This is a genomic window from Oscillospiraceae bacterium, from assembly GCA_025758045.1.
Taxonomy (GTDB): Bacteria; Bacillota; Clostridia; order Oscillospirales; family Ruminococcaceae; genus Gemmiger.
Genome location: CP107208.1, coordinates 527934 through 547950, shown reverse-complemented (window position 1 = coordinate 547950; position 20017 = coordinate 527934). Strand labels below are relative to the sequence as shown.

The following is a 20017-nucleotide window of genomic DNA, read 5'->3' as shown; positions in this document are numbered from 1 at the left end:
AAAAAGCATATAGTTTGAAACGAAAACAAAATGAGAGATGCAACGATGGATACAAGGCAGACGAAGCCAATAATACTCACAGCCCCAGCCTTTGAAGACTTCAGAGGATATCTTGCCGTGCCTTACGACCAATCTATAAATTTTACTGTTCGACAGATTAACCAAGGATACAGCAAGAAAGCGTTCACGCTGCGTGGTCTGCATTTTCAGGAAGGCGAACACGCCCAGGCGAAGCTGGTGTTCTGCCTACATGGTTCAATCTTCAATGTGGCTGTGGATCTGCGTCCAGGAGAAACCTTCGGTCACGCATACAGTGCGGTGTTGTCGTTTGAAAACCGGAAGCAGATGTATATACCACGAGGCTTTGCTCATGGGTATCTGACGTTGGAAGATGATACCTTGATGCAGTGGTGTGTAGATAATGATTTCTGCGGTAAAGCCGCCAAGACTGTGCGGTATGATTCGGATTTTATTTGGGAAGGTGAGCCGTGGCCTGATGGGGAGTACATTGTTTCAGAAAAGGATCGGAATGCTATGAAGTTGGAGGTGCTCGGTGGGAGATAAAAGACCATACAAACCAAGAAAACCCGGCGCAGGCCGGAAGCCGCTGAAACCAGGCTACGATGCATCCGTTATCCTACGGGAGCAGATGGAAGCGGCTGTGGCTCTCTATACAAATAACTCCCTTCAGACAATCGCAGACACACTATCTCTCAATCCCATCAAGGTGCGAAAGCTATTGATCACGGCCGGTGTTTATAAATTGCAGATGTGGTGAACGCTTCTTTTGAGGAAAAACAGGGGATGTCTTATAAAGAAGCATTGGAAGCGGCGGCTGCAGAACTGAATTTGTCAAAAGCATCTGTGACTTCTTGTTTACCTTATAAGAAAGGCGTGTATTTCAGAGAAAACTGCGAGAGGGAGCAAACCAGCGTTGTGGCAGAGGGACTTCGACGAATGCGGCAGAGGAAGAAAGCAATTGAAGCGTTGCAGAGCAGTCATGATGAACAGCATCTCTGGAAGTGTGTGGTAGCTTTTCAAGGATACCGGTTCAAGACGATATCAGGATTGCCGTTTCCCTATAAGATCAAGACCGGGCGGAATGGAGAAATGACCAAGGAACTGTGAATCAATCGTCGAGAAAGCAGTAAGAGCCTGACGTGGAGTTCGGTACTGCTTGCTTTTGAAAAGACGGAAGGAAAGCCGCTGGTAGAACGGCCAAAAGCACTGGGAGATATCCGTGGCGTGTCCTATATTTATGGGACGTTCTATAGTTTTGAGCTGATTGAGGTACCACAGGGGAAAGTTTAAAGGATTTTTGAGCAGCACATGCCTTGAATGGATACAGCTAGGTATATTTCATGAGCACCAAAAACCAATATTGTGCTAATAGAACACTGCTTTTGCCCTTTAGAGAAGGCACTCTAACCTATAAAATATAATTGTACGATAAAATTATACTAAATTCATCAAAAGATAGATCATTTTTCGGAGAGGAATAAAACACATGAAAAAAGCACTTATCACTGGCATCACCGGTCAGGACGGCTCTTATCTGGCAGAGTTTCTGCTGGAGAAGGGCTATGAGGTCCACGGCATCGTCCGCCGCGCTTCCATCTCCAACACCGCCCGTATCGACCACCTGATCGAGAAGAACGCTATCACCCTGCACGACGGTGACCTGTCCGATTCCTCCGGTTTGATCCGTCTGGTGGGCGAGATCAAGCCCGATGAGATCTACAATCTGGCTGCACAGAGCCATGTTCAGGTTTCCTTCGACGCCCCCGAGTACTCCGGCGATGTGGACGCACTGGGCGTTCTGCGCGTGCTGGAGGCTGTCCGCGTTTGCGGCCTGACCAAGACCTGCAAGGTGTATCAGGCTTCTACCTCTGAGCTGTACGGCAAGGTCGAGGAGGTTCCCCAGCGCGAGACCACCCCGTTCCACCCCTACTCTCCGTATGCCGTGGCCAAGCAGTACGGCTTCTGGATGGTCAAGGAGTACCGCGATGCTTACGGCATGTTCGCTGTCAACGGCATCCTGTTCAACCATGAGTCTGAGCGCCGTGGCGAGAACTTTGTCACCCGTAAGATCACGCTGGCTGCCGGCCGTATCGCCGAGGGTCTGCAGGATCATCTGGAGCTGGGCAACATGGACTCCCTGCGCGACTGGGGTTACGCCAAGGATTATGTCGAGTGCATGTGGCTGATCATGCAGCAGGATAAGCCGGAAGACTTCGTCATTGCTACCGGTGTGCAGCACACCGTCCGCGACTTCACCGAGAAGGCTTTCGCCGCCAACGGCATCACCATCCGCTGGGAGGGCACCGGCATCGACGAGAAGGGCTATGATGCAGCTACCGGCAAGATGCTGGTCTGCGTGAATCCTCAGTGGTTCCGTCCCACCGATGTGGACAACCTGTGGGGCGACCCCACCAAGGCAAAGACCGTTCTGGGCTGGAATCCGCAGTCCACTACTTACGAGCAGCTGGTGGAGATCATGGCCAAGCACGACCGTGAGCGTGCAAAGCGCGAAAAGGCCCTGAAGAACATCTGATGCAGGCAAAGAATCTCTGCTTTTACCTGTCGGATCACGGCTTCGGGCATATCGCCCGGAATATTCCGCTGATCGCAGAAGCGGTGCGCAGAATCGATGCGTATGTTTATGTGGTGTGCGGGAAGCGGCATCTGGAATTTGCAAAAGCCAATCTGCTGGAGCTCCTTACCCCGGAGCAGTTCTCCCGTATCCGGTATCGTGCAGAACATACCGACATTGGATTGATCCTTCAGCAAGGCACGCTGCTGGTCGATACGGTTGCACTGACCGATGCCTGTGAGCAGTATCTGGCTGAACTGCCAAAACGGGCAAAACGGGAGGCAGAATGGCTGCATCAACAGGAGATTGCCGCTGCCCTTTGCGATATGCCGCTTTGGTCGATTTCAGCCTGTGAGCAGGCCGGTGTGCCGATGCTCTATGTGGGAAATTTCACATGGACGGAGCTGTACCGGGAGTTTTTGCCGGAACACATCTGGAAAGCGTATGCCGCAGAGTACCGGAAGATACGGTACGGGATGCTTTATGCGCTGCACAACCCGGAAATGCTGGAATTTCTGTCTCAGGCAGAGTTGAGCGAAGCTTCACTGGTGGCGCGCCCCTTCCACCCGGACGAAATTCAGGTGATTCGTGCGCACCATACCTGCCCGATCGTGTTTGTGGCCTTGGGAATGTCGGCACAGTTCACACAGCCTGTCTCGGTAGAAGGCGTGGAGGCTCATTTCTACGTCACAGAGGGCGTTCCGCTGACGGGAAGCAATGTGACGGTGATTCCCTATTCAACGCTGCACACGCAGGACTATGTGGCAGCCGCAGACTACGTGATCACCAAGGCGGGCTGGGGCACGGTGGCCGAATGCCTGCTGGCGCAAAAGCCAATGGCTCTGTTTGCGCGTGACAGCGTGTTGGAAGATCGCACGACCATCCGTTTACTGGAACAGAAAAAGCTGGCGATAAAAGTCACCTACGAGCAGCTGACGGAAATGTCAGACTTGCTCGAACAAATGAAACAGATCACCTATCCGGCAGTGCCGGAATATCACAACGCAGCGGCCGGAATCGTTTCAAAGCTGCTGACGCTGACTGAATAAAGGAGCGTCTTATTATGATGGAAAAGAATGCTAAGATTTATGTTGCAGGTCATCGCGGCATGGTGGGCTCTGCAATCGTCCGTGAGCTGCAGCGTCAGGGCTACACCAATATCATCACCCGCACCCACAAGGAGCTGGACCTGACCCGTCAGGATGCTGTGGAAGAGTTCTTCGCACAGGAGAAGCCGGAGTATGTGTTCCTTGCTGCTGCCAAGGTCGGCGGCATCGTGGCCAATCAGGAGGCCTTGGCCGACTTCATGTATGACAACATGACGCTGGAGATGAACGCCATCCACTCGGCTTGGAAGAACGGCTGCAAGAAGCTGGAGTTCCTCGGCTCCTCCTGCATCTACCCCCGCATGGCTCCTCAGCCCATGAAGGAAAGCTGCCTGCTGACCAGTGAGCTGGAAAAGACCAACGAGGCCTATGCACTGGCAAAGATCTCCGGTCTGAAGTACTGCGAGTTCCTGAACCGCCAGTACGGCACCGACTACATCAGCGTCATGCCCACCAACCTCTATGGCCCCAACGACAACTATCACCCGACCCACAGCCATGTGGTCCCGGCACTGATCCGCCGCTTCCATGAGGCCAAGGAGCAGAATCTGCCCAGCGTTACCTGCTGGGGTGATGGTTCTCCGCTGCGTGAGTTCCTGTATGTGGACGATCTGGCAAACCTGTGCGTCTTCCTGATGAACAACTACTCCGGCAATGAGACCGTCAACGCCGGTACCGGCAAGGAGCTGACCATCAAGGAGCTGACCGAGCTGGTTGCCAAGGTCGTGGGCTACACCGGTGAGATCAAGTGGGATACCACCAAGCCCAACGGCACTCCCCGCAAGCTGCTGGATGTGTCCAAGGCCACCAATCTGGGCTGGAGCTACAAGACCGAGCTGGAGGACGGCCTGCGCTTGTCCTACGAGGACTTCCTGAACAACCCGATGCGTGCAGAGCGCTAAACGCAAAAGCTAAAATAAATAAACGATTTGAAAGGGTCGTGTGTCCGTGCAGGGCCACGGCCCTTTTTGCTAAGGTGTATCTGAAAACAAAGAAAATGACGAATATTTCGCAAGCACAAGCGGGATTTAAGGCAAATGGCCGCAGGAATCCTTTGTGGATTTCAAGGCCGTTTAACGCAAAATCCAGCTGTGCTTGTAGAAATAGACTAAATTTTCGACTTTTCAGATACACCATGGACGACAGGAGAAAAATTATGAATCTGGTGTTATTGTCCGGCGGTTCCGGCCAGCGTCTGTGGCCGCTTTCCAACGATATCCGTTCCAAACAGTTTATCAAGATCTTCCACCGGGAAGACGGCGAGCTGGAATCCATGGTGCAGCGTGTCTACCGTCAGATCAAGGCGGTCGATACCGATGCAACGGTCACCATTGCTACTTCTAAATCGCAGGTTTCGGCCATCCACAATCAGCTGGGCGAGGAAGTGGGCATCAGCGTGGAGCCTTGCCGCCGGGATACTTTTCCGGCCATCGCACTGGCAGCAGCCTACCTGAAGGATGTGCAGGGCGTCGGCGAGGAAGAATCCGTGGTCGTCTGTCCGGTAGACCCCTACGTGGAGAACGACTACTTTGAGGCGCTGAAAGCGCTGGGCGACCGTGCCGCCGTCAGCAGCGCGAATCTGGTCCTGATGGGCATTGAACCGACTTATCCCAGCGAGAAATACGGCTATATCATCCCCATCGGCAAAGAGCAGGTCAGCAAGGTATCCATGTTCAAGGAAAAGCCGACGCAGGAAGTGGCAAAGGATTACATTGCAAAGGGTGCGCTCTGGAACGGCGGTGTGTTCGCCTTCAAGTTGGGCTATGTGCTGAACCGCGCCCACGAGCTCATTGATTTTGTAGACTACGATGATCTGTTCAATAAATATGATACCCTGAACAAAATCAGCTTCGACTATGCTGTGGTGGAGCATGAGTCGGAGATCGAGGTCATGCGCTTTGCAGGCACTTGGAAAGACCTCGGTACTTGGAACACTTTGACCGAGGCAATGGACAGTCACGCGATCGGCGAGGCACTGTTCAATGAGAAGTGCGAGAACGTCCATGTGGTCAATGAGCTGGATGTGCCCATCCTCTGCATGGGTCTGAAGGATGTGGTGGTCTCTGCCAGCCCGGAGGGCATTCTGGTCTCGGATAAGGAGCAGTCCAGTTACATCAAGCCCTATGTTAACACGCTCGACCATCGTGTCATGTTTGCCGAAAAATCGTGGGGCAGCTTTAAGGTCATCGACATCGATAAGGCTTCCATGACCATCAAAGTGACCCTGAATGCAGGCCATCAGATGAACTACCACAGCCATCAGCACCGGGACGAGGTCTGGACGGTCATTGCCGGCGAGGGCAAGACCATTGTGGACGGCATGGAGCAGAATGTGAAGGCGGGCGACGTCATCACCATGTCCGCAGGCTGCCGCCACACCATCATCGCCGAGACCGAGCTGAAGCTCATCGAAGTGCAGCTGGGCGAAGCCATCGACGTCCACGACAAGCAGAAGTTCGAACTGGAATATTGAGACACCGCAGGAGGCAGTTATGCAAAACAAGAATAAGCCTCTTTTGCTCCGGCCGTCCGGCAAGGATTATCTTTGGGGCGGCAGTCGTTTAAATGATGAATTTGAAAAAAACATCGACCTGACTCCGCTGGCAGAGACATGGGAGTGCTCCACGCACCCCGATGGCCCCAGCTATGTGGTAGGCGGGGCCTTTGATGGACAGGAATTGGCAGCGGTGCTGAGAACTCACCCGGAGTATCTGGGCGAGCGCCATAAGGGAAAGAATGCGCTGCCGATCCTTATCAAATTCATCGATGCCAAGAAGGATCTGTCGGTGCAGGTGCATCCCACCGACGCCTACGCACAGGAGCACGAAAACGGCCAGCTTGGCAAGACCGAGATGTGGTATGTGCTGGATGCCGGACGGGATGCAAAGCTCGTGTATGGCCTGAAACGGGAGCGCACCGAACAGCAGATGCGGGATGTCATTGCCAAAGGAACCCTGATGAAGGACTTGCAGTGGGTCCCGGTCAAGAAGGACGACCTGTTTTTTATTGAGGCAGGTACTATCCATGCCATCGGAGCCGGTGCACTGGTGGCCGAAATTCAGGAAAACTCCAACCTGACCTACCGCCTGTACGATTATGACCGTGTGGGCAAGGACGGCAAAAAGCGGGAGCTGCACATCGAAAAGGCATTGGATGTAGCGAATCTGAAAGGCAGCGCAGAGCCGAAGCAACCGCTCCGTGTGTTGAAATACCGGCAGGGCGTTGCCTCTGAGCTGCTGACCCGCTGCAAGTATTTTGAGGTGTACCGGATGATCGTCAACACCGAGCGGCGGCAGAAGGTGCACTACCGCGCGGATGAAATCGCCTTCCGGGTGTTGCTCTGCGTCAACGGCTGCGGCACGATCTCCTATGAGGATGGCAGCATCTTGTTCTATAAGGGAGACTGCATCTTTGTCCCGGCAGATTCCGAGACACTGACGATACATGGACAGGCACAATTTCTCGATGTAAGAGGGTAAACAATATGGATATCAAAAAAGAATATGAGCGCTGGCTGGCAAACGCCACCGCAGATGCCGATGTAGTGGCGGAACTGAAAACGCTGGATGACGCCAAAATCGAGGACGCTTTTTACCGTGACCTTGCCTTTGGCACGGGCGGTCTGCGCGGCGTCATCGGCGCAGGCACCAACCGCATGAACATCTATACCGTGGCAAAGGCTTCTCAGGGTCTGGCAGACTATTTGAAAAAGAACTTTGAAACGCCGTCTGTGGCCATCGGTTACGACAGCCGCATCAAGAGCGATGTGTTTGCAAAAGTCGCCGCCGGTGTGTTTGCAGCGAATGGCGTCAAGGTCAACATCTGGACTGTCCTGATGCCGGTTCCTACCGTGTCCTTTGCGACCCGCTATCTGCACACCTCTGCGGGTGTCATGGTGACGGCTTCCCACAATCCCAGCAAGTACAACGGCTATAAGGTCTACGGCGCTGACGGCTGCCAGATTACCACCGAGGCCGCTGCGGAAATTCTGGCTGAGATCGAGAAGCTGGACATCTTTGCCGACGTCAAGACCAGCGATTTTGAAGTAGGCGTGGCAGAGGGCAGCATCCGGTACATCCCGGACGAGGTCTACACTGCCTTTGTGGAGCAGGTCAAGAGCCAGTCTGTTCTCTTTGGCGAGACCGTCAACAAGGATGTGGCCATCGTGTACAGCCCGTTGAACGGCACCGGCCTGAAGCCTGTGACTCACACCTTGAAGGAGACGGGCTACACCAACATCACCGTGGTCAAAGAGCAGGAGCAGCCGGACGGTAACTTCCCGACCTGCCCGTATCCCAACCCGGAGATCAAGGAAGCCATGGCACTGGGCATGGAGTATGCCAAGAAGTGCAACGCCGACCTGCTGCTGGCCACCGACCCCGACTGTGACCGTGTGGGTATCGCTGTCAAGAACAAGGCAGGGGAGTACGAGCTGCTGACCGGCAACCAGACGGGTATGCTGCTGCTGGACTATATTTGCAGCCAGCGCGTCAAGCACGGCAAGATGCCTGCCGACCCGGTCATGGTCAAGACCATCGTGACGATGGACATGGGCGAGCAGATCGCTACTCATTACGGCCTGCGTACCATCAATGTGCTGACCGGCTTCAAGTTCATCGGTGAGCAGATTGGAAAACTGGAACAGCAGGGCAAGGCAGACAGCTATGTGTTCGGCTTTGAGGAGAGCTATGGCTATCTGACCGGCTCCTACGTCCGCGATAAGGATGGTGTGGACGGTGCGTACATGATCTGCGAGATGTTCAGCTACTATGCGACGCAGGGTATCAGCCTGCTGGACAAGCTGGATGAACTGTACAAGACATACGGCTACTGCCTGAACACTCTGCACAGCTACGAGTTCGACGGCAGCGCCGGTTTTGCCAAGATGCAGAGCATTATGCAGGCATTCCGTGGTGATATCAAGGTGTTCGGCGGCAAAAAGGTCGTCAAACTGCTGGACTACGCACCGGGTCTGGATGGTCTGCCCAAGTCCGATGTGCTCAAGTTCCTGCTGGAAGACAACTGCTCTATTGTGGTGCGTCCCTCCGGCACCGAGCCGAAGCTCAAGACCTATATTTCTGTCAGTGCAGAGAATAAGGAAGCCGCCGAGAAGGTGGAAGCAGAAATCTGCAAGAGTGCGGAAGAGTACCTGAAGTAACGCAATCAGATAATTTTTCATCACAAGGATGATTTAAAAATGAACTTGTGATATACTGGGAGCGTGAGCTCCCATTGCTGCTCGAAACTTTGCACACCTCTCCGTGGTGGGCAGCAGGCAACACAGTAAGAGTACTGTGGCTAAGGTGCAGCGGGGTTGTTGATTAAGACTGAGGTAATAAAATGGCTAGTTCTTTTTTTGAAGCAAGTCAGTCTGCATGTCAGGAAATCACGAAAACATTTGATATGGTGTGGGCCTTAGATGCAGGATTGTGGAATTTGAGGCAAGATGCAACAGAGTTTTTTGTCAACAATCCTGGAGAAAATAATAATGCGGCCAAGAGTGCGGTAGTTAAAGGGTTGTATATACACGGATTAAATTTAGAACGAATCGCACATGGTTATACATGGGAGCAGGAAGAAGAATTCATATCAGAAATTTTACTAATTAATGCGACAGCGATATTCGACGCATGGGTTGATGACTTTGTTTGTAGCGTATTGACCTTGGTGTCAAATAGAAAGAAAAAGGATATTGCTTCAGATATGAAAAAAGGAGAGTTTCTTTCCTTTGAAACGGAACTCAAAAATGAGCCGACGTCTCAAATAAAAGGATGCTTTAAAATTACAGGGCGTAGCACATATTGCGATAATCTCCGGTTGATTTATAAGTACTTTAAGAGTTGTCGGAACTGTTTGGCTCACGGAGATAAAGTGTTTTCAAAAGTTGCGGCAGATAATTACTCTGTGATAGCGACATTAGCCAAAGAGGACTGTGGACTAAAAGAAGTACCGCAGATGATTGTTACTGTTAAGGATGAACCATTCAAACTCAAATTGCGTGGAGTAGTGGGCTTCTATGATATTTTAATCAGGATTATTACTTATTATGACAAACTGGCCGCCGATAAAATTGGGGTAGACAACGAGATACTTCGAAGATGGCAAAAATTGCTTAAACAAAAAAAGATGAGCGAAAGTGATAATAACAATATTAAAGTAAATGACCGTGGGCTAGAAACAGAAAACTACACACTACTTATGTCGCATAGCAAGGATAGAAGAGAACTGGCTATTAGAAATTACTTTAAGTCCATCAGCATTTATATTCCGTTAAAGAATAAAACGGATGTAGTATATACATTTTTAGAGAATAATGGAGGAGTTCGCCTGAGCTGATATTGCTCTTATCATCTCACAGTGCTATACTTAAATCAAATTTACTACAGAAATGAGGTCGCTCACCATGTCTAGAACGAAAGGCAGCAAAAATCGTCCCAAACTCACTACTGATTTTACATCCCAGATTGCAGAAAAGCAGGAATCTATTGCTTCCCTCACTTCAGAAATCGATTCCACCGTCGCCAACATCGACACTCTGAAAGCTGATCTGAAAGATAAGAAAACTGCTCTTAAGTCTGCCCAGAAAGAGTTAGCAAAGTTGGAGGCTAAGAAAGCTGCTGCCGATGCCAAAGCTGCAGAAGAAGCAAAAAAGACAGAAGCGGAATCCGTTCTGAAAAAGCTGCTTGCCGAAGGCATGAGTGCTGATGAAATCCTCGCAAAACTGAAATAACACGAAAAACCCGTGATGGACAGGCATAACGCGCCGTTCATTACGGGTTTTAGAGTTATAAGAATATAAGTTTATCCAGCGGCAACATCAAACTGAAAATGTGCCGGAAGATGGAACTGTTTGATAAACGCATGATGTTGGGCGTGGTAGTGACGCAGATTGTACCCCAGATGATGCAGTTCCAGCAGCTTCACCAGCACCAGATTGAGGTGGATTCCCTTAGCAGCGGCAATCTGAGCAGCGTCCAACCCACGCTTTGTCATTTGATAGACTTCATCACTGTCCAGCATCAGGTGGGATGTGAAAGCGTTATGCTCGTAAAGAAGGATGTGCTTATCCTTAATGGTCAGAAACTTGTTCAGGGTATGCAAGTCCATGAGCAGCTGATGCTCCAGATAATGTCCTAGCGCATAGCCGCACACCATCTGCTTTGTCTGTTTGTCCAGCTGGCGATTGATAAGGATCAAAGGCTTATCAAAATAGAGTGAAAGCAAACCCAACATATCTTTAATGCGGGATGTTTCACTGATGTCCAGACTGCAACTGCGCGCGATCTGTTTGATGTTGCGAGTTCCGGCAGTTTGGACAAGTTCGTTGGTAGCTTGGTGAATAAACGCAGAATCCATAATGTGATCTCCTTCCGGGGATGGCATAGTGAATAGAACAGTGGTTCACAGGTTCATTATTCGTTCCTTTTCTCGTTTTTGTTCTCGGTACTTAAAATAGGCTTTGTGCATTTCATACATGATGCCGTCCATATCCTGCGGGGTCAAATCTCCGCTGGCAAATAGCTCAGTAAGCTCGAATGCGAGATGCTGGGCTTCTATTTTGCCCTTTTTTCCGTAGGCTTCGGCGGCGCGTTCAATAAATAAAGACTGATCTGGCTGTAAATAGGTCAGAGGTACATGGAATATATCGGCCATCTTTTCAAGCATTTCAATGCTGCGAGGATAGCGGCCATCACGCTCCCATCCGATGATCGTTCGTTTGTTGATACCCAGACATTGTGCCAATTCGTCCTGTGTTAAAGAATGTTTCTTTCGTAGATCGCGAACTTTCTCTCCAAATTTCATGTTTGCAACCTTTCTATGGAGTAGTTATCGTGTTGTAACAATGTGCAATGGAATTTGTAAATATTCAACCTTGAAGATGCAACAAATTTTCACATTTTCCTCTTGACACGGCGACACGACTTGCTTATAATATATGCTATATTCTATCATCTTTTGGATTATTATACCGTAAAAAATGTGAATATGCAAGCTGAAAAAGGTGAAAAAAGAGCGGAAGTTCAAAAGGTGAAATTGAATAGAAAAAAGAAACTCAAACCAACACAAAGGAGGCCGTGAGAAGATGAGCAACGGAGAACATGAAATCCGCACCCCAAAGGGGCTGCGGATCGGGAATCGCAGTGTCGTTGATGGAAAGAATATGCTTCAGATCAAGCGTGGTGGCTGTGAAGATTATATTTCTGCTGAATCTCTGGTGGAATGTATTCACGGCCTTCCCGTGAAGAGTATCGAATTTTTTACAGCAGAGAACCAACGGAAAGAAGCCTGAAGCAGAGTGCTTCATCGGACACTGAAAGCGCAGAGGTGGAATCTTAGGCGGCACCTGGTTAGCCGACCAGCTCCACCAGACGTTCTTTTGGGTCTACAATATAATATCTGTTTGTTTAGAGCGATACCGTAGCAATATGTGATATAGGCCGGAACAGAATGAGCGAATGCAGCGCAGTAGTGCGCCTGCAAGTAGTTCATCCTGTTTCGGCTTTTTTATTTGAAAGTTTTTTGAAAAAAGTGGTTGCCAAAACCCTTATTTAGAATGCTATAGGTATAGGCATAATTTTAATCGAATGGAGCTTAGGCTCCCCGTTCAAAAAAAAAACGGGTGGGTCTGAGGTCATTTCTGCTGTTCTTTCATAGAAGACTCACCTGTTGCCGAAAGGCAGGAAGGTGGTTAAAATGAATTTTATTACTTTGAAAGAACTGAAGAAGATGGTTCCTGTTGCAAGTGAATTTAAGCGAGTGCCGGGTTTGAAGAAGATATTGGAAGATGGTATAGAAGTGATTCTCCGAAAACAGATGGAGAACCATGCGGAAGTAGTCGTCTATAAAAATGGATATGTTTCCTACCATGCACACGAAAGATATACGGTGTTTGCACTTCATAACTGTACACACTACTACTATGAATCGCAGGGAAATGAGCATCAGACAATTCCACATAACCATTTTGAGGATATGGAATGGCATATTCGTCTTGTGCTGGAGGGAGAGGATCGACTTGTGCGTAATCTTGAAGCACGGGAAAGTGAAACTTTTTCGTATGCGGCGGATGTGAATCCGGAGTATAACAATGAAATGGAAGATCCGCGTATAAATGTTATGGATTTTGTGTTGAATAAAGAATTTTTGAGAAAGGCAAGCGAACTGCTGAAAAAGCACCAGTGGGAAATGATTTGTCGCCACTATATTGAGGGAATGACGCACCGGGAAATTGCTGCTGAGATGGGAGTATCACATCAATATGTGACAAAGGGAATCAAAAAGGGGCTTCACCGCATCCGTTGCACTTATACATAATATAGAAAAACTGCCGTAGGGACTTAAAAATCCCTGCGGCAAATTTTTTTTGAGAAAATTTGAAAAAGTGGTTGCCAAACACCCCTTTCAGAATGCTATAGGTGTAAGGGTTATACAACAAGCCCTCACAAAAGTTCTTTGACAACTGAATAAGCCATCCCAGAGAGATACTTCTGGCACTGAATGTGCATCCTGCGCGTCTTACCAGAGAAAACGCCGCTGAAATATGGGGCAGGAACGGGCTGGGGCGGAATGGCAAAGCTCAAATAACAGCAGATACACTGCGGTGGAGCAAGGAAACGTGTTCCACCGTAGGAATGTACTGTTATTTCCAATAGTGCAAATCCAATCCGATAAGGGGGTGATGAATTTACATGGAGTACCCGTATTTCAAAGGTCTGGAAGCAGACCGATACAGCTTTTACCGTGTGCCGAAAGCACTGGTCAAGGCTGATCTGTTCCAGAAGATGTCTGGGGATGCCAAACTGCTGTATGCTGTGTTGCTTGACCGTATGAGCCTTTCCATTAAGAACGGCTGGCAGGACAAGCACGGCAACGCCTACATTATCTGCACGATAGAGGAAGTCATGGACTCTATTCATTGTGCCAGACAAAAGGCAGTCAAACTGCTGGATGAACTGGAACAGGAGTTTCAGCTTATCGAGCGGCGCAGACAAGGACTTGGCAAACCCAATCTGCTGTATGTGAAAGACCTTTATGCGGGGCTTTCACAATCGAACTACTGGAAGTATGAAAATCATACTTCCGACGGTTTGAAAACCGAACTTCCGGGAGTTCCAAAATCAAACGGAAGTAATACTGAGAAGATAAATAAGACAGATAATAGTGAGACTGATCTTATCTATCCGGCTGAACTGCAGGAAGAAGAACAGTACCGCCGCTATTTCAAGAATGTTCTGGAACTGGAAATTCTGGAACAGGGCTATCCGGCAGATAAAGCGGTCCTGTATGAGATTCTGGAACTGCTGGTGGAAACCGTCACCAGCAGAAAGAAGTTCCTGCGCATTTGCGGGGAAGAAAAGCCGAAAGAGGTGGTGAAAAGCCGCCTGATGAAGCTGGATTCCTCGCATATCCAGTACATATTGGAGTGCTTAAAAGAAAACAGCACTCAGATTCGGAACATCAAGCAATACCTGCTGGCAACACTCTATAACGCACCTGTGACCGTGGATAGCTATTATTCCGCACAGGTTCGGCATGAATTTGGTTGGGGCGGCAGAGTAGATAAAAACTAGGAGGACAACCCCATGAACATCGTATTCATGAGTATGGACACGCTGCCCTCTACGCTGTGGGCGCGTGATCTGTATGACCAGATGCACATTCGCAGCGATTTCCGCAAGTGGTTCCCGCGTATGTGCCAGTATAGTTTCATCGAGGACCGCGACTACGAGTATATGCCCCGTGTCCGGCTGCAGGACGAGGGCGGGCGCACGGTCCAGCGGTATGTGAAAGACTACCGTATTACGCAGGACATGGCAAAGAAGCTCTGTAAGCTGCATCACACGGCAGTCGGCGCGGCGTATCGTCCGCAGCCGTTTGACTGGGATACACTGCTTGGCCTGCTGCATAAGAAGCCGCCGCGCCGGAGCAGCTACGAAGCGCAGTTGATTGATTCGGATTCGCTGGTTACGACCACGCAGATCGCCAAAGAGTACGGCTGCGGAGCAAAGGTGTTCAATCGGCTGCTGCATCTGCACGGCATCCAGTACCGGGTCAACGGCCAGTGGGTGCTGTATTCGGAACACCACGGGAAGGGCTATACGTCCAGCCTGACGTTCCGGCTCCAGCGCAGCGATGGCTCCGAGGTGGAAAAGCTGCACACGGCATGGACGCAGAAAGGCCGGAAGTTCCTTTACCATACGTTGAAGCGGCGCGGTGTGCTGCCGCTGGCTGAACAGGGAGGTTAAGCCTATGAATTTTACCGATAATCCGTTTGAACGCATGATGCGCCAGCGTCCGGGAACGGACAGCGGCCATCCCTGCAAGCACTGCCGCCACAAATGGGAGTGCGGCTATCTGCTGCACCAGTGCCGTAAGAAGTTCCGCTCGGTGCTGGGAGATACCGCGCCGCCTGCGGCCGGGGCAGTCCGCCCCTGATGCAGCGGCGATAGATGGGAGGTGAACAGCCGTGCAGGAAGAAGTCAACGAGAAAACCATTTCGCTGTGCATCAAAGGAGGAAAAATCACTGCACAGATTTTGAAAGCAGCCCTGATAAAGTTGCTGGCAGAAATGGACAAGAAAAAGCAGTGTGGGAAAGGAGAAAAAAGCCAATGTAAGAAAACAGGTCGGCAGAGCATCAAGAGCCTGCAAAAGAGCGGCGCGCAGATCACGAACATCGTGGTTACGGACAATAATATCAAATCCTTCGACCGGGTGGCCCGGAAATATGGCATTGATTATAGTCTGAAAAAGGTGGAACAGGAGGGAAAAAGCGAATATCTGGTCTTTTTTAAGGCCAAGGATGTGGATGTTATGACCGCCGCCTTTAAGGAATACACCAGTGAAACGCTGAAAAAGCAGAAACGCGAATCGGTGCGTCAGAAGCTGGAAAAGGTGAAAGAGGAACTTTCCAATCACCGTCAGCTCAAGAAAGAAAAAAAGAGGGAGCAGGAACCGACACGATGAAGAATCTGAAAAAACCTGCCCGCCTGCCGCGCAAAGCACCGTCCAACCAGACGGGCGGGACGGCATGGGGCAAAAAACTGGCTGCAGAGTTCAGCAAGATGGTGCAGTCAGCGGATATGAAAAAGCTGATCCTGCTGAATTTTCCGTACATCATCGCCTTTTACATGGTGGAAAAAGCCGCATGGCTCTACCGTCATTGCAATGGCGATTCCGTGGTGGACAGGCTCATGGTTCTTTTTATGAACTTTGGCCTGGCCTACAAAAGTGTCTTACCCAGTTTTCACCCGTTCGACCTGATGGTGGGGCTGGTCGGCGCAGCTGCGCTGAAAGCAGTAATCTACTTCAAAGGGAAGAACGCGAAGAAGTATCGGCAAGGCGAAGAATATGGCTCTGCCCGATGGGGCAACCAGAAGGACATCGAACCTTTTATTGACCCGGTATTCGAGAACAACGTCATCCTCACACAGACCGAACGGCTGATGATGAGTGGTAGACCAAAGCATCCGAAGTACGCTCGCAATAAAAACGTCATTGTGATCGGCGGCAGCGGCAGCGGCAAGACCCGATTCTACGTTAAGCCCAATCTGATGCAAATGCCCCAAAAGGTAAGCTATGTCCTAACCGATCCCAAGGGTACAATCATTATCGAGTGCGGAAAGATGCTCTCGGATGCCGGGTATAAAATCAAAGTCCTGAACACCATCAACTTCAAAAAATCCATGCGATACAATCCGTTCCATTACATCCGCAGCGAAAAGGATATTCTGAAACTGGTCAATACAATTATCGCCAACACAAAGGGGGATGGCGAGAAGTCCGGCGAAGATTTCTGGATCAAAGCGGAACGGCTGCTCTACTGTGCATTGATCGGCTATATCTGGTATGAGGCCCCGGAGGAGGAGCAGAACTTCTCCACCTTGCTGGAGTTCATCAACGCCAGCGAAGCCCGCGAGGATGATGAAGAATTTAAGAATCCTGTGGATGAACTGTTTGAGGAACTGGAACAGAAGAAGCCGGAACATTTTGCAGTCCGTCAGTATAAGAAATACAAGCTGGCTGCCGGTGTTGTATGCTCTAAAAGACTTCTTAATCAAGCGGTTGGGAAGTCTCTTAGAACACACAACCTAAAACCGAAGAAAGGAGCGCAAGTTATGAGAAAAAACGAGAAAATCACTGCTCTGTACGAACGACTGAGCCGTGATGACTTTGGCAAAGATGATGACCAACAGCGTGAGAGCAATTCCATTTCCAATCAAAAAGCTATGTTGGAGGAGTTCGCCGCACGGCAGGGCTTTACAAACATTGTCCATTTCACAGACGATGGCATTAGCGGCACCTGCTTTGACCGCCCCGGATTTTTGGCAATGATGAAAGAGGTTGAAGCCGGGAATGTGGAGTACCTGTGTATCAAGGACATGAGTCGCATGGGTCGTGACTATCTGAAAGTCGGTCAGATTATGGAAATCCTGCGTCAGCGTGACGTTCGCCTTATCGCCATCAATGACGGCGTGGACAGTGCCAGAGGGGACGATGATTTTACCCCTTTCCGCAACATTATGAACGAGTATTACGCCAGAGACACCAGCCGTAAAATCCGTTCCACTTTCCAGTCAAAAGGCAAGTCCGGCAAGCACCTCACAGGCACGGTCATTTACGGCTATCTCTGGAACGAAGCCAGAGACCAATGGTTGGTTGACCCCGAAGCCGCTGATGTGGTCAAGCGCATCTTTGCCATGACGATTGACGGCTACGGTCCGTATCAGATCGCCAGCAAACTGAAATCGGAAAAGGTGCTTATTCCGTCTGCTTACCTTGCCCAACACGGCGAGGGCGTGAACAAAAACAAGACTTTCAAAGATGTGTACGGCTGGGGTTCTTCCACCATCTGCAACATTCTTGAAAAGCGTGAATATCTGGGACACACCATCAATTTCAAGACCCGAAAGCACTTCAAGGACAAGAAAAGCCATTATGTCCCGGAGGACGAATGGACAATTTTCGAGAATACCCATGAGCCTATCATTGACCAGCAGACCTTTGACCTTGTGCAGAAAATCCGTGGGAATGTCAGACGCTACCCGGACGGCTGGGGCGAAGCAGCTCCCCTCACAGGCTTGCTTTATTGTGCCGATTGCGGCGGCAAGATGTATGTCCACCGTACCAACAACGGCAAGCGTATTTCTCAATATACCTGTTCCCAATACAGCAAAGTCCCAGTTGGAAAGCTCTGCACGACACAGCACCGTATCAATGAAGATGTGGTACTGTCCCTTGTCTCTGAAATGCTCAAAGCCATTGCCGAGTATGCGAAGCATGACCGAGCCGAGTTTGTCCGTGTGGTGCAGGAAGCGCAGTCCAGCCAGCAGACAGCAGAGGTTAAGAAACAGCGGATACGCCTTGCCACCGCAAAGCAGAGAGTGTCCGAGCTGGAAGTCCTGCTCTGTAAAATCTATGAGGACAACATTTTAGGAAAGCTGTCCGACAGCAGATACGCCACTCTGGACGCTCAATACGAAAAGGAACAGTCCGAGCTTACCGCCGAAATCTCTACTCTGGAAAAGGCTGTCAAGAGCTATGAGAAGCACGAAAAGGACGCTGATCGTTTTATCGCTCTGATTGACAAGTACGAGAACTTCGACAAGCTGACCATTGCCATGCTCAACGAGTTTATCGAGAAAATCCTTGTGCATGAGCGTGACCGCAAAGGCAGTATACAGACCACACAGGAGGTCGAGATTTACTTCAATTTTGTTGGGCGATTCGTTCCCCCGGCGTTTGGAGAAGTGGAGCTGACCCCGGAAGAATTAGAGGAAATCCGCAAGCGTGAGGAACGCAAGGACAGGCTTCATCAGAACTACTTGAAGCGGAAAGCCAGCGGAGCGCAGAAGCGATACGAGGACAAAATCAAGGGGAGAAAAAAGGCAGAAATCGAAGCCAAGAAAGCCGCCATTCGTGCGGAGGACATTGCAAAGGGAGTGTTCGTTCCCGTCAGCAGTTTACCGCAGAGAGAGCCGATGAAAGGAGTACAAACAGCATGAATATCACTTACACACAGAACGGTGATTATCTTATCCCGAACATCATTATCCGCAAGACAAAGCCCCTCGGACACTACGGCAGACTCCGCAAGGCGTATCTGGAAATGCACCGCCCGATACTGTTCAATGAGCTGGTGCTATCCGATAGGCTCTTTGAGCATTGCGCCGAGATTGACGAAGCGGCACAAAACCGAATGGAGCTGATCGTGCCGCAACTGGCAAAGCAGTACGGCGTGACCGAAAGGCTGAAAGCCGAAAACCAAATGGAATGGGTGCGGCAGATGAACGCTTGCAAGGCACAGGCAGAGGAGATTGTGAAAGCGGAATTGATTTACGATTGAGCGAGGAAGTCCGGGCAGAAAACTGTTCGGACTTTTCTCATATAGTCCAAAGTTGCGGTAGAAATGTTCACAAGTTTTATGGTATAATTTGAATACGAAAAGTGAGCAACAAATCGGAAGCTGAGGAGATAGACTATTGAGAACATATGAGAATAAAGACGAACTTAAAAACGAGATAAATAAAAGCTTTGCAAAATATATTTCAGAATTTAATGATATTCCGGAGCATTTAAAAGATAAGAGAATTGATGAGATCGATCGAACTCCGGCAGAAAATCTTGCTTATCAGGTTGGCTGGACAACTCTTGTTATTAAATGGGAATCAGACGAAAGAAAGGGTATTCCTGTCAAAACTCCTTCGGATAATTTTAAGTGGAATCAGCTTGGCGAATTATATCAATGGTTCACAGATACATATGCTCAGCTGTCACTGCAAGAATTGAAAGACAGATTGAATGAGAATATCAACTCTATTTATGCAATGATTGATTCTCTGAGTGATGAAGAATTATTTAAACCACATATGAGAAAATGGGCTGACGAAGCAACTAAAACAGCTGTCTGGGAAGTATACAAATTCATACATGTTAATACAGTTGCTCCGTTCGGAACCTTTAGAACCAAGATTAGAAAATGGAAAAAGATTGCACTATAACTTCCAGTTTGGCGAACTGATAAAATCCCTTTAGGAACTAAAGGGCGCACTTCTATACTCTCCTATCGAGAGTAGTGCGTCCTGCGGAGCTTCATTCCCGGTCAGCAGAAGAAAACTGCATGACCGAGAATGTTGCGTCACTTCGTTCCGTCAAGGTGGCTACACCCCCTTGCGCCGCTAATGCGGCTATCCCCTGTGGACTTGCCGTCCGCAAACAGCATAAAATGCTGTTCGCCGCCAGCAAGTTTGAAAAACTGAATACCGAAAAACTGACCGTTGACTGGTCGCACTATGCGAAAAGTTGACGGTCTTTTTTTAT

General features: G+C 49.6%; 22 protein-coding genes. 20 read left to right on the top strand and 2 right to left on the bottom strand.

The window, feature by feature from the left end:
• Nucleotides 1-45: 45 nt before the first annotated feature.
• The 10 genes from OGM81_02820 (at nucleotide 46) to OGM81_02775 (ending at nucleotide 10429) form a co-directional block, all read left to right on the top strand.
• Nucleotides 46-564: a dTDP-4-dehydrorhamnose 3,5-epimerase gene (locus OGM81_02820; GenBank protein ID UYJ44091.1), complete on the top strand. Its 519-nt coding sequence runs from the start codon at nucleotides 46-48 to the stop codon at nucleotides 562-564.
• Nucleotides 565-804: 240 nt separating this feature from the next.
• Nucleotides 805-1128, top strand: a complete 324-nt coding sequence (locus tag OGM81_02815; protein ID UYJ44090.1) for a hypothetical protein — start codon at nucleotides 805-807, stop codon at nucleotides 1126-1128.
• A 379-nt stretch (nucleotides 1129-1507) separates the two neighbouring features.
• The gene (gene gmd / locus OGM81_02810; protein ID UYJ44089.1) at nucleotides 1508-2554 is read left to right on the top strand and encodes a GDP-mannose 4,6-dehydratase; all 1047 of its coding nucleotides are present in this window, start codon (nucleotides 1508-1510) and stop codon (nucleotides 2552-2554) included.
• Nucleotides 2554-3642 carry a hypothetical protein gene (locus OGM81_02805; GenBank protein UYJ44088.1) on the top strand — a complete coding sequence of 363 codons (1089 nt, stop codon included), beginning with the start codon at nucleotides 2554-2556 and terminating at the stop codon, nucleotides 3640-3642. The genes gmd and OGM81_02805 overlap by 1 nt, the downstream gene beginning before the upstream one ends.
• A 14-nt stretch (nucleotides 3643-3656) precedes the next feature.
• The gene (locus tag OGM81_02800; protein ID UYJ44087.1) at nucleotides 3657-4601 is read left to right on the top strand and encodes a GDP-L-fucose synthase; all 945 of its coding nucleotides are present in this window, start codon (nucleotides 3657-3659) and stop codon (nucleotides 4599-4601) included.
• Nucleotides 4602-4855: 254 nt separating this feature from the next.
• The gene (locus OGM81_02795) at nucleotides 4856-6172 is read left to right on the top strand and encodes a sugar phosphate nucleotidyltransferase (GenBank protein ID UYJ44086.1); all 1317 of its coding nucleotides are present in this window, start codon (nucleotides 4856-4858) and stop codon (nucleotides 6170-6172) included.
• A 19-nt stretch (nucleotides 6173-6191) separates the two neighbouring features.
• Nucleotides 6192-7178 (top strand): class I mannose-6-phosphate isomerase, encoded by a 987-nt coding sequence (locus OGM81_02790; GenBank protein ID UYJ44085.1) that lies wholly within the window; start codon nucleotides 6192-6194, stop codon nucleotides 7176-7178.
• 5 nt (nucleotides 7179-7183) lie between these two features.
• A complete protein-coding gene (locus tag OGM81_02785; protein UYJ44084.1) occupies nucleotides 7184-8857 on the top strand; it encodes a phospho-sugar mutase in 1674 nt (557 codons plus the stop codon).
• Nucleotides 8858-9039: 182 nt separating this feature from the next.
• Nucleotides 9040-10035: a hypothetical protein gene (locus tag OGM81_02780; GenBank protein UYJ44083.1), complete on the top strand. Its 996-nt coding sequence runs from the start codon at nucleotides 9040-9042 to the stop codon at nucleotides 10033-10035.
• A gap of 67 nt (nucleotides 10036-10102) precedes the next feature.
• Nucleotides 10103-10429 (top strand): hypothetical protein, encoded by a 327-nt coding sequence (locus OGM81_02775; GenBank protein UYJ44082.1) that lies wholly within the window; start codon nucleotides 10103-10105, stop codon nucleotides 10427-10429.
• A 71-nt stretch (nucleotides 10430-10500) separates the two neighbouring features.
• Here the strand turns inward: OGM81_02775 and OGM81_02770 are convergent, their stop codons facing one another.
• Together OGM81_02770 and OGM81_02765 are read right to left on the bottom strand one after the other, a co-directional pair.
• Nucleotides 10501-11055: a hypothetical protein gene (locus tag OGM81_02770; protein UYJ44081.1), complete on the bottom strand. Its 555-nt coding sequence runs from the start codon at nucleotides 11053-11055 to the stop codon at nucleotides 10501-10503.
• A gap of 45 nt (nucleotides 11056-11100) precedes the next feature.
• Nucleotides 11101-11502 carry a helix-turn-helix transcriptional regulator gene (locus OGM81_02765; protein ID UYJ44080.1) on the bottom strand — a complete coding sequence of 134 codons (402 nt, stop codon included), beginning with the start codon at nucleotides 11500-11502 and terminating at the stop codon, nucleotides 11101-11103.
• A 280-nt stretch (nucleotides 11503-11782) separates the two neighbouring features.
• On the opposite strand from OGM81_02765, the gene OGM81_02760 reads away from it, so the two are divergent.
• The 10 genes from OGM81_02760 to OGM81_02715 all read left to right on the top strand — a co-directional run bounded on the left by OGM81_02760 (nucleotide 11783) and on the right by OGM81_02715 (nucleotide 20003).
• Nucleotides 11783-11989, top strand: coding sequence for a hypothetical protein (locus tag OGM81_02760; GenBank protein ID UYJ44079.1), 207 nt, complete (start codon nucleotides 11783-11785; stop codon nucleotides 11987-11989).
• A 404-nt stretch (nucleotides 11990-12393) separates the two neighbouring features.
• Entirely contained in the window at nucleotides 12394-13014 is a 621-nt protein-coding gene (locus OGM81_02755; protein UYJ44078.1) for a sigma-70 family RNA polymerase sigma factor, read from the top strand.
• A 374-nt stretch (nucleotides 13015-13388) separates the two neighbouring features.
• Complete coding sequence (locus OGM81_02750; protein ID UYJ44077.1) at nucleotides 13389-14270, top strand: replication initiator protein A; 882 nt, start codon at nucleotides 13389-13391, stop codon at nucleotides 14268-14270.
• Between the two features lie 12 nt (nucleotides 14271-14282).
• Nucleotides 14283-14945: a phage antirepressor KilAC domain-containing protein gene (locus tag OGM81_02745; protein UYJ44076.1), complete on the top strand. Its 663-nt coding sequence runs from the start codon at nucleotides 14283-14285 to the stop codon at nucleotides 14943-14945.
• 4 nt (nucleotides 14946-14949) lie between these two features.
• Nucleotides 14950-15135: a hypothetical protein gene (locus OGM81_02740; GenBank protein ID UYJ44075.1), complete on the top strand. Its 186-nt coding sequence runs from the start codon at nucleotides 14950-14952 to the stop codon at nucleotides 15133-15135.
• Nucleotides 15136-15166: 31 nt separating this feature from the next.
• Nucleotides 15167-15664, top strand: coding sequence for a PcfB family protein (locus tag OGM81_02735; protein UYJ44074.1), 498 nt, complete (start codon nucleotides 15167-15169; stop codon nucleotides 15662-15664).
• Nucleotides 15665-15762: 98 nt separating this feature from the next.
• Nucleotides 15763-18702 carry a DUF4368 domain-containing protein gene (locus tag OGM81_02730; GenBank protein ID UYJ44957.1) on the top strand — a complete coding sequence of 980 codons (2940 nt, stop codon included), beginning with the start codon at nucleotides 15763-15765 and terminating at the stop codon, nucleotides 18700-18702.
• Nucleotides 18699-19043 (top strand): TnpV protein, encoded by a 345-nt coding sequence (locus OGM81_02725; protein UYJ44073.1) that lies wholly within the window; start codon nucleotides 18699-18701, stop codon nucleotides 19041-19043. The genes OGM81_02730 and OGM81_02725 overlap by 4 nt, the downstream gene beginning before the upstream one ends.
• A 136-nt stretch (nucleotides 19044-19179) precedes the next feature.
• A complete protein-coding gene (locus OGM81_02720) occupies nucleotides 19180-19698 on the top strand; it encodes a ClbS/DfsB family four-helix bundle protein (protein UYJ44072.1) in 519 nt (172 codons plus the stop codon).
• 119 nt (nucleotides 19699-19817) lie between these two features.
• Nucleotides 19818-20003 (top strand): hypothetical protein, encoded by a 186-nt coding sequence (locus OGM81_02715; protein UYJ44071.1) that lies wholly within the window; start codon nucleotides 19818-19820, stop codon nucleotides 20001-20003.
• The last annotated feature ends 14 nt before the right edge of the window (nucleotides 20004-20017 follow it).

Bases quoted from the DNA above. Each gene is read 5' to 3' on its own strand.
- OGM81_02820 (UYJ44091.1), top strand. From the start codon at position 46: ATGGATACAAGGCAGACGAAGCCAATAATACTCACAGCCCCAGCCTTT.
- OGM81_02815 (UYJ44090.1), top strand. From the start codon at position 805: ATGTCTTATAAAGAAGCATTGGAAGCGGCGGCTGCAGAACTGAATTTG.
- gmd (UYJ44089.1), top strand. From the start codon at position 1,508: ATGAAAAAAGCACTTATCACTGGCATCACCGGTCAGGACGGCTCTTAT.
- OGM81_02805 (UYJ44088.1), top strand. From the start codon at position 2,554: ATGCAGGCAAAGAATCTCTGCTTTTACCTGTCGGATCACGGCTTCGGG.
- OGM81_02800 (UYJ44087.1), top strand. From the start codon at position 3,657: ATGATGGAAAAGAATGCTAAGATTTATGTTGCAGGTCATCGCGGCATG.
- OGM81_02795 (UYJ44086.1), top strand. From the start codon at position 4,856: ATGAATCTGGTGTTATTGTCCGGCGGTTCCGGCCAGCGTCTGTGGCCG.
- OGM81_02790 (UYJ44085.1), top strand. From the start codon at position 6,192: ATGCAAAACAAGAATAAGCCTCTTTTGCTCCGGCCGTCCGGCAAGGAT.
- OGM81_02785 (UYJ44084.1), top strand. From the start codon at position 7,184: ATGGATATCAAAAAAGAATATGAGCGCTGGCTGGCAAACGCCACCGCA.
- OGM81_02780 (UYJ44083.1), top strand. From the start codon at position 9,040: ATGGCTAGTTCTTTTTTTGAAGCAAGTCAGTCTGCATGTCAGGAAATC.
- OGM81_02775 (UYJ44082.1), top strand. From the start codon at position 10,103: ATGTCTAGAACGAAAGGCAGCAAAAATCGTCCCAAACTCACTACTGAT.
- OGM81_02770 (UYJ44081.1), bottom strand. From the start codon at position 11,055: ATGGATTCTGCGTTTATTCACCAAGCTACCAACGAACTTGTCCAAACT.
- OGM81_02765 (UYJ44080.1), bottom strand. From the start codon at position 11,502: ATGAAATTTGGAGAGAAAGTTCGCGATCTACGAAAGAAACATTCTTTA.
- OGM81_02760 (UYJ44079.1), top strand. From the start codon at position 11,783: ATGAGCAACGGAGAACATGAAATCCGCACCCCAAAGGGGCTGCGGATC.
- OGM81_02755 (UYJ44078.1), top strand. From the start codon at position 12,394: ATGAATTTTATTACTTTGAAAGAACTGAAGAAGATGGTTCCTGTTGCA.
- OGM81_02750 (UYJ44077.1), top strand. From the start codon at position 13,389: ATGGAGTACCCGTATTTCAAAGGTCTGGAAGCAGACCGATACAGCTTT.
- OGM81_02745 (UYJ44076.1), top strand. From the start codon at position 14,283: ATGAACATCGTATTCATGAGTATGGACACGCTGCCCTCTACGCTGTGG.
- OGM81_02740 (UYJ44075.1), top strand. From the start codon at position 14,950: ATGAATTTTACCGATAATCCGTTTGAACGCATGATGCGCCAGCGTCCG.
- OGM81_02730 (UYJ44957.1), top strand. From the start codon at position 15,763: ATGGTGCAGTCAGCGGATATGAAAAAGCTGATCCTGCTGAATTTTCCG.
- OGM81_02725 (UYJ44073.1), top strand. From the start codon at position 18,699: ATGAATATCACTTACACACAGAACGGTGATTATCTTATCCCGAACATC.
- OGM81_02715 (UYJ44071.1), top strand. From the start codon at position 19,818: ATGACCGAGAATGTTGCGTCACTTCGTTCCGTCAAGGTGGCTACACCC.